Origin of the sequence: uncultured Psychrobacter sp., from assembly GCF_947495825.1 — a bacterium.
GTDB lineage: Bacteria > Pseudomonadota > Gammaproteobacteria > Pseudomonadales > Moraxellaceae > Psychrobacter.
Genome location: NZ_CANMAH010000016.1, coordinates 22867 through 28957, shown reverse-complemented (window position 1 = coordinate 28957; position 6091 = coordinate 22867). Strand labels below are relative to the sequence as shown.

Here is a 6091-nt window from a genome sequence, read left to right as displayed (position 1 = left end):
TCATATATTTCAGGTAGGATTAACATGACACACACTTGTGTTAGTGCGTCTGCTGATATAAAATAACTCGTACGAAAAAGTGGGTTTTATATCTGCTGACACAGATTAAAATTCATCTAACCCCTAGCGATTGCCGTCGCTGGGGGTTAGTCGTTTCTAGCATTTGAGTTTACGCTTTCATTCTTGTTTCGTCAATTAGCAGTTCCTCTTAAAGTCATGCCAATCAAGGCGTTCATTGAACTAAAATTTATACCTACGTTATTATTTTAGGATATGAATAAGACTGCTTGTGCGTTGTTTTTCATAAACGCTGATCTAACAAAAAAGCCCTGTAGAGAGGGATTTTTTCATTAAGCATTTATGGTAATAATGATAGGACCGTATAGGGAGCCGCTCCTTGCTTCCATAACAGACATTATGGTAAATGGATTTGAGCGTTTAGCGCTATAGAAGAGTTATTCAAAAGTGTTAGTATGTCTGCCTATTATAAATCATACGTAAGGTTATGCCTGCGTATCATCTGATGATCAGTAAATGGATCTAATATGCTCCAACAGTTAGACACTGCAGATAGTGTGCGCCATAAATTATCGCGTCGCACCACGCAAAAACATAAAGCTGAGTTCGGGCAATTCATGACGCCTTCAAGTGTAGCCCGCTTTATGGCATCCCTGTTTCCACCTAGCAATCTTAAAACTTGTCACCTGCTAGACGCAGGGGCAGGCGTAGGCGCTTTAACCTGCGCGTTCCTTGATCGCTGGACAGCCAATGGGTTTGGATTTAATTCTGTTGAGGTAAGCGCCTTCGAAGTTGATAAAGGACTAACTGACTATCTTAGTCAGCACCTAAATTCATATGAACATGTGACAACTCGTATTTTCTCTGACGATTACATCAAACTGGCAACAGAAAAAGGTCTGCAGGATCAAGGTTACACTCACGCAATTCTAAACCCACCTTATAAGAAAATTAATAGCAAATCCAAACATCGTCTAGCTTTAAGTAGTGTTGGTATTGAAACCGTAAATTTATATTCTGCTTTTATAGCTTTAGCATTGGGAGAGATGGCTCCAGGTGGCCACATTGTAGCTATCATCCCACGCAGCTTCTGCAACGGCCCTTATTATCGCCCTTTCCGTAACTTTATTCTTGAACGGGCAGCGATCCGTCAGATGCACTTGTTTGAATCGCGTAGTAAAGCTTTTAGCGATGATCAAGTACTACAAGAGAATATAATTATTTGTTTAGAGCGAGATGGAGAGCAAGGCCCTGTTACGATTTCAACATCTACTGATGATAGCTTTTCTGATCTAACTAACTGTGAAATTCCTTTTGAACGCATAGTATTTCCAGATGATCCAGAACGGTTTATTCACGTGCAAACTACGACTGATAAAAGTGCTATCGAATTATCATCTGCTGTACGTTACTCAATGACTGACATTGGTGTAAAACTATCAACCGGTCCAGTAGTTGATTTCCGATTGAAAGAGCATTTACGAGACATGTCTGAGGAAGGGACAGTGCCATTGATTTATCCAGCCCATTTGAAGGCGTATAAAACTACTTGGCCTATACCTAACTTTAAAAAATCTAATGCGATTATGGCCAATAACGATACAGAAAAATGGCTTTACCCGAACGGGTTTTATTGTGTAGTAAAACGCTTTTCATCAAAGGAGGAAAGGCGTCGTGTGGTTGCAAACTTGATAGCCCCTACTGACTTTAATGAATATACGATGCTAGGTTTTGAAAACCATTTAAACGTATTCCACGACAATAAAAATGGCTTGCCTGAGGCATTAGCAAGTGGGCTTGCGGTATACCTGAACACTACAGCAGTAGATGAGCATTTTAGACGGTTTAGCGGACATACTCAGGTCAATGTAACAGATCTTAAGCAGATGAAGTATCCTAGCCGTGAAAACTTGCTTAAGCTTGGTAAGTGGGCTTTAGAACAAAAAAATATCACGCAAGAGAGCATTGATACTAAGTTTGGAGATTTAATTTAATGAATACACACGATGATCACATCGAGGCAGCTCTACAAATCATAGATTGCTTAGGCCTACCTACTGCACAATATAATGAACGCTCAGCCTTAACTTTATTAGCTCTTCTAGACCTTTCTCCAGGTAAGAGCTGGGCACAAGTAAAAAGCCCGTTAATGGGAATTACACCTATCATGAATTGGGCCCGTGAGCATTACGGTAAAGATTATGCTCCTAACACACGGGAAACAGTTCGTCGCCAAACGATGCATCAGTTTTGTAATGCAGGTATAGCTCTTTATAATCCAGATAAGCCAGACCGACCCGTAAATAGTCCAAAGGCCGTTTATCAAATCGAACCTCACGTATTGACCCTGCTTCGTACTTATGGGACTACATCATGGCCCAGTCACCTGGAACGCTATTTAGCTGATCGTACATCGCTTGTTGAGCGTTATGCTAAAGAGCGAGAGCAAAATCGTATTCCTGTAAGAATTGCAGATGGTAAAGAAATCACCTTGAGCCCAGGTATTCATAGCGAGCTTATCAAAGATATTATTGAAGATTTTGCATCACGCTTTGCACCAAACAGTATATTAATCTATGCAGGTGATACAGAAAAAAAATGGGGATATTTCGATGAAGAATTGCTGAAAAAACTGAATGTTAATGTGGGTTCACACGGTAAAATGCCTGACGTAGTATTGCACTATACTGAAAAAAACTGGCTATTATTAGTTGAATCTGTCACTAGCCACGGACCTGTTGACGGAAAAAGATATGAAGAGCTTTCTAATCTATTTTCAGAATCAACTGCTGGGCTAGTTTATGTAACAGCTTTTCCGAACAGAGCTCTCATGGGTCGTTATCTTGGCGAAATCGCATGGGAAACAGAGGTATGGGTAGCAGATGCTCCTTCTCACCTTATTCATTTCAATGGAGTAAGGTTTCTTGGCCCTTACTCCACATGAAGTTAAAGAAAAACTCGACCTTAATAAAGGGAGCGATCTATTTTAGATAAAGACGATTAGCTGCTGCAGTATTAACAAGATTATGAAATGTTTGGATCAAATCTAACAATTCATCCTCTATTTCATTATATGTATCTCTCAAACCATCAGCATTCAACATTTCTCCATGAACAACAGCATTTCTATTCTTGAGTAAAACCGTATCTATGAGATTGCTCTTTAACTGGAAGGCCTCATTTGCAAGGCCCAACTGCGATAGTATATTTGACAGAACCTCAGAATTTAAATTTGATTTAGTGTCTATTGTCTTATCTTCTACGACTTTAAATGTGAAATCAGGCAGACGAGAAAAGTAATCATGGATAGCTTTTTGATTTTTTGTAGATTTCATGGAAAAATTAACATCAAAATGAGAGCTTAGATTTAGTTGTATAAAATTATCTGCTATTTGGTCACAATGAAGCCCCAAGCTATTTAGATAATTCAAATAGACCAAAGAACAATGTTTAACGTGTCCTTCCCAATGTGAATACAATAAAGCTATAGAAGCTCTATGTAATATGTTTTTTTTATGGTCAGCGCTACTTTTCTGAATCATGAATTTCAATGTCGTCAGTTCTCTTTTACGCCAAGTTAGGTCACTAACCAGTGATTTTTCCAATTCGTCAAGAGTTCTAATCTTCACAGAACAAGCTCCGACCTATATCAATCATTCTTTTAGTTCTGTCTATAGGTCGAAGACGAGTAGCATACGAACGCTTAAAGTCATTATTCTCTACAAGCTCTTTTGACTTACTTACTATAATAGTTCTTATTGAATGATCATTAATACCTGTTTCCACTAAAAAAGAAACACTAGTAGATACAGCCTCAAATACAGGCAAACTAAATCCACCCTCATACTTCTCTTTCTCGGTTTTATACTTTTTGAATGCATCTTCATCTAAAGCAGAAGCAATATTATCAAAAGTTTTGTGGAAAACATCTTGTTCTTCTACATAATTAAAGCTTGAGCTAGTATCAAATAACCTGATTGTTTCTTCGTTAAGGTATGGGTGGACATCACTATGTTTTGCTCTTACTTCATCAGATGCATATCTATTGATAAAAAACCTTAATACAAGCTCGTAATAATAGGCTTGCTCTTCTTTAGCTTCTGTAACAAGTACAGTTCTTTGAAATGAGGGGTACTTAGTCAGATTTTGTATAAAATCAAAAGCATTAGTATTTAACATTATCAGCAAGCAATTTCTGACTTCCTGAGGGGTTAAGGTTGAACCACCTGTATTTAAACGTTGAAACAGTTCAAGTTTCGCTTCATCATCACTTTCACGCTCTATAATGTTGACTGATATTTTTTGCCGCTTAAATAATAATTTAAGGTTATTTGATAGCGAATCACTTGAACCTTTTGTTTCCCACTGGATACCTTTCAAAGACGGTAAGTATTTAGTAGCTTCAGGCGAAAAAGGAGCTCTAAGCTCACCATCCTCTTCTTTTAGTTTGTTCATAAAAGAGAAAATAGTTGATAGTCTCTGAAGCCCATCCACTAAATCCCATACTCCGTCTTGTCGTTGAGAAACAAAGATAGAAGGAATTGGGATACCTAAAAATATAGACTCAATAAAGTTACTTTTCTGCTCTTCACTCCATCGAAAAACTCTTTGAAAAGCGGGATGTATTTCTAGCTCATCATCTTCATACATACTTGCAAGTTCACCTATAGACATAGCATAACCATCAGTTCGAATATTATGTCTTGCTTTCTCAATTTCTTTGTTTAAGTCTGTCATTAGAGGTCCTTTATAACGATCTTAGTTGCTAAATAACTAAATCTAGAGTTCTGTTTTCTTATTAGTTCTACCTGCTCTTATTTCTTTCAGTTATTGGCGTTGCCACTCTCTTACAATATTGCAGCTTGCTCTTAACCGTACAGTTTTTCATCCTTTAAGTCTTAATATTCAAGATACTCTCTAATTGGACGCTTCTTAAATTGTGAAGCATCTTTTTTCAGGCGATTGATCATCTCAAATTCCCATGCGCTAGGATCTTGGCCTGCTGGACTGGTAGAGCTTACCAAATGATTGTAATCTGCTATAAAGCTAGGGTTGCGAGCAATACGACCCAACTGCTTATCGTTTAACCCTTCAATAGTGGTCATATTGCCATTATCAGCAATTTTAGTAGCCGTTTTTTCTTTATTTTTTCTCACTTTAAATTTGAATGTAAAGCCTGCAATAGTACGTCCATTTTTATGTTGCTCATACTCAGCTTGAATGTCTGTATGCTCATTTATTTGATTAAGGGCATGGTCTAGAACTCGTGCCTTGAAGTTATTCATTTTCTTATATTGCTTGGGCTCAACACCTAACTTCCTACGCAAATCATCAACTGATATCTTGTTGGTTTTACCAACAGCTTTCCACTGCATCATTAACTCATAAAGCCTTATTGAGTATTCGCTTTGCAATTCGCTAACCTGTTTTAATTCATATTCTGTATATTGCTCGCTAAGTCTTGTTATTAAGGGAATGACTGCATCTGCAAATTGCAGTTCAACCATACCAGCGTCGTCGATATAGCTTATTTTTTGTACCCACCTAATGACATGGCGAGCTAACTTTCCTGTTTTTTCATGAATATCTTCATACTCAAAATGAGCATCGAATAAGCCACTTGTAGCACTTTTCAACGCATCGTATGAAGTATGTTTTTCTACCTTAAACTGTTCTTGATAGCTCTTTGCTCTAATATTTAGAACACCTCTAGCATCAATTAATTTTTTTTGTTCTCTTGCTTCGATAATTGCCAGGAAGATAAGGCGTTGCTCTGGTATACCAAGAGAGTAACTAGCACTAATTAATTTGTTGTCTTTAGCAATTAACTGCTTATCACTCATTTCATACTCTCTATAGTGAACAATAAAAGTACTATACCCCATAAAGCTACATATAATCAAACATTGTAGCTTTATGGGTCGATAGACGTAGCTTTATAGGTCGATAGACGTAGCTTTATGGGTCGATAGACGTAGCTTTATGGGTCGATAGACGTAGCTTTATAGAGGTCGAAACTCTTTGTTATCGGGGCTTCTCGAAGACCTAAAAGCTTTTAAAAGCTTTTAAAAAC

The 6091-nt window shown here is 37.6% G+C and carries 5 protein-coding genes; 2 read left to right on the top strand and 3 right to left on the bottom strand.

Annotated features, from left to right (window positions below; genetic code table 11):
- Positions 1 to 545 precede the first annotated feature (545 nt).
- Positions 546 to 2012 (top strand): Eco57I restriction-modification methylase domain-containing protein, encoded by a 1467-nt coding sequence (locus Q0895_RS13290; RefSeq protein ID WP_299189727.1) that lies wholly within the window; start codon positions 546 to 548, stop codon positions 2010 to 2012.
- Positions 2012 to 2962 (top strand): BsuBI/PstI family type II restriction endonuclease, encoded by a 951-nt coding sequence (locus Q0895_RS13285; RefSeq protein ID WP_299189725.1) that lies wholly within the window; start codon positions 2012 to 2014, stop codon positions 2960 to 2962. The genes Q0895_RS13290 and Q0895_RS13285 overlap by 1 nt, the downstream gene beginning before the upstream one ends.
- Before the next feature lie 37 nt (positions 2963 to 2999).
- Here the strand turns inward: Q0895_RS13285 and Q0895_RS13280 are convergent, their stop codons facing one another.
- The 3 genes from Q0895_RS13280 to repM form a co-directional block, all read right to left on the bottom strand.
- Positions 3000 to 3647, bottom strand: coding sequence for an MAE_28990/MAE_18760 family HEPN-like nuclease (locus tag Q0895_RS13280; RefSeq protein ID WP_299189722.1), 648 nt, complete (start codon positions 3645 to 3647; stop codon positions 3000 to 3002).
- Entirely contained in the window at positions 3637 to 4755 is a 1119-nt protein-coding gene (locus Q0895_RS13275; protein WP_299189720.1) for a DUF262 domain-containing protein, read from the bottom strand. Before Q0895_RS13275 ends, Q0895_RS13280 begins: the two co-directional genes overlap by 11 nt.
- A gap of 161 nt (positions 4756 to 4916) precedes the next feature.
- Positions 4917 to 5861, bottom strand: a complete 945-nt coding sequence (repM, locus tag Q0895_RS13270; RefSeq protein WP_299189718.1) for a replication initiation protein RepM — start codon at positions 5859 to 5861, stop codon at positions 4917 to 4919.
- Positions 5862 to 6091 lie beyond the last annotated feature (230 nt).

What these genes read in the sequence shown, in the direction of transcription:
- Q0895_RS13290 (WP_299189727.1), top strand. Translation starts at nt 546, where the DNA reads ATGCTCCAACAGTTAGACACTGCAGATAGTGTGCGCCATAAATTATCG.
- Q0895_RS13285 (WP_299189725.1), top strand. Translation starts at nt 2,012, where the DNA reads ATGAATACACACGATGATCACATCGAGGCAGCTCTACAAATCATAGAT.
- Q0895_RS13275 (WP_299189720.1), bottom strand. Translation starts at nt 4,755, where the DNA reads ATGACAGACTTAAACAAAGAAATTGAGAAAGCAAGACATAATATTCGA.
- repM (WP_299189718.1), bottom strand. Translation starts at nt 5,861, where the DNA reads ATGAGTGATAAGCAGTTAATTGCTAAAGACAACAAATTAATTAGTGCT.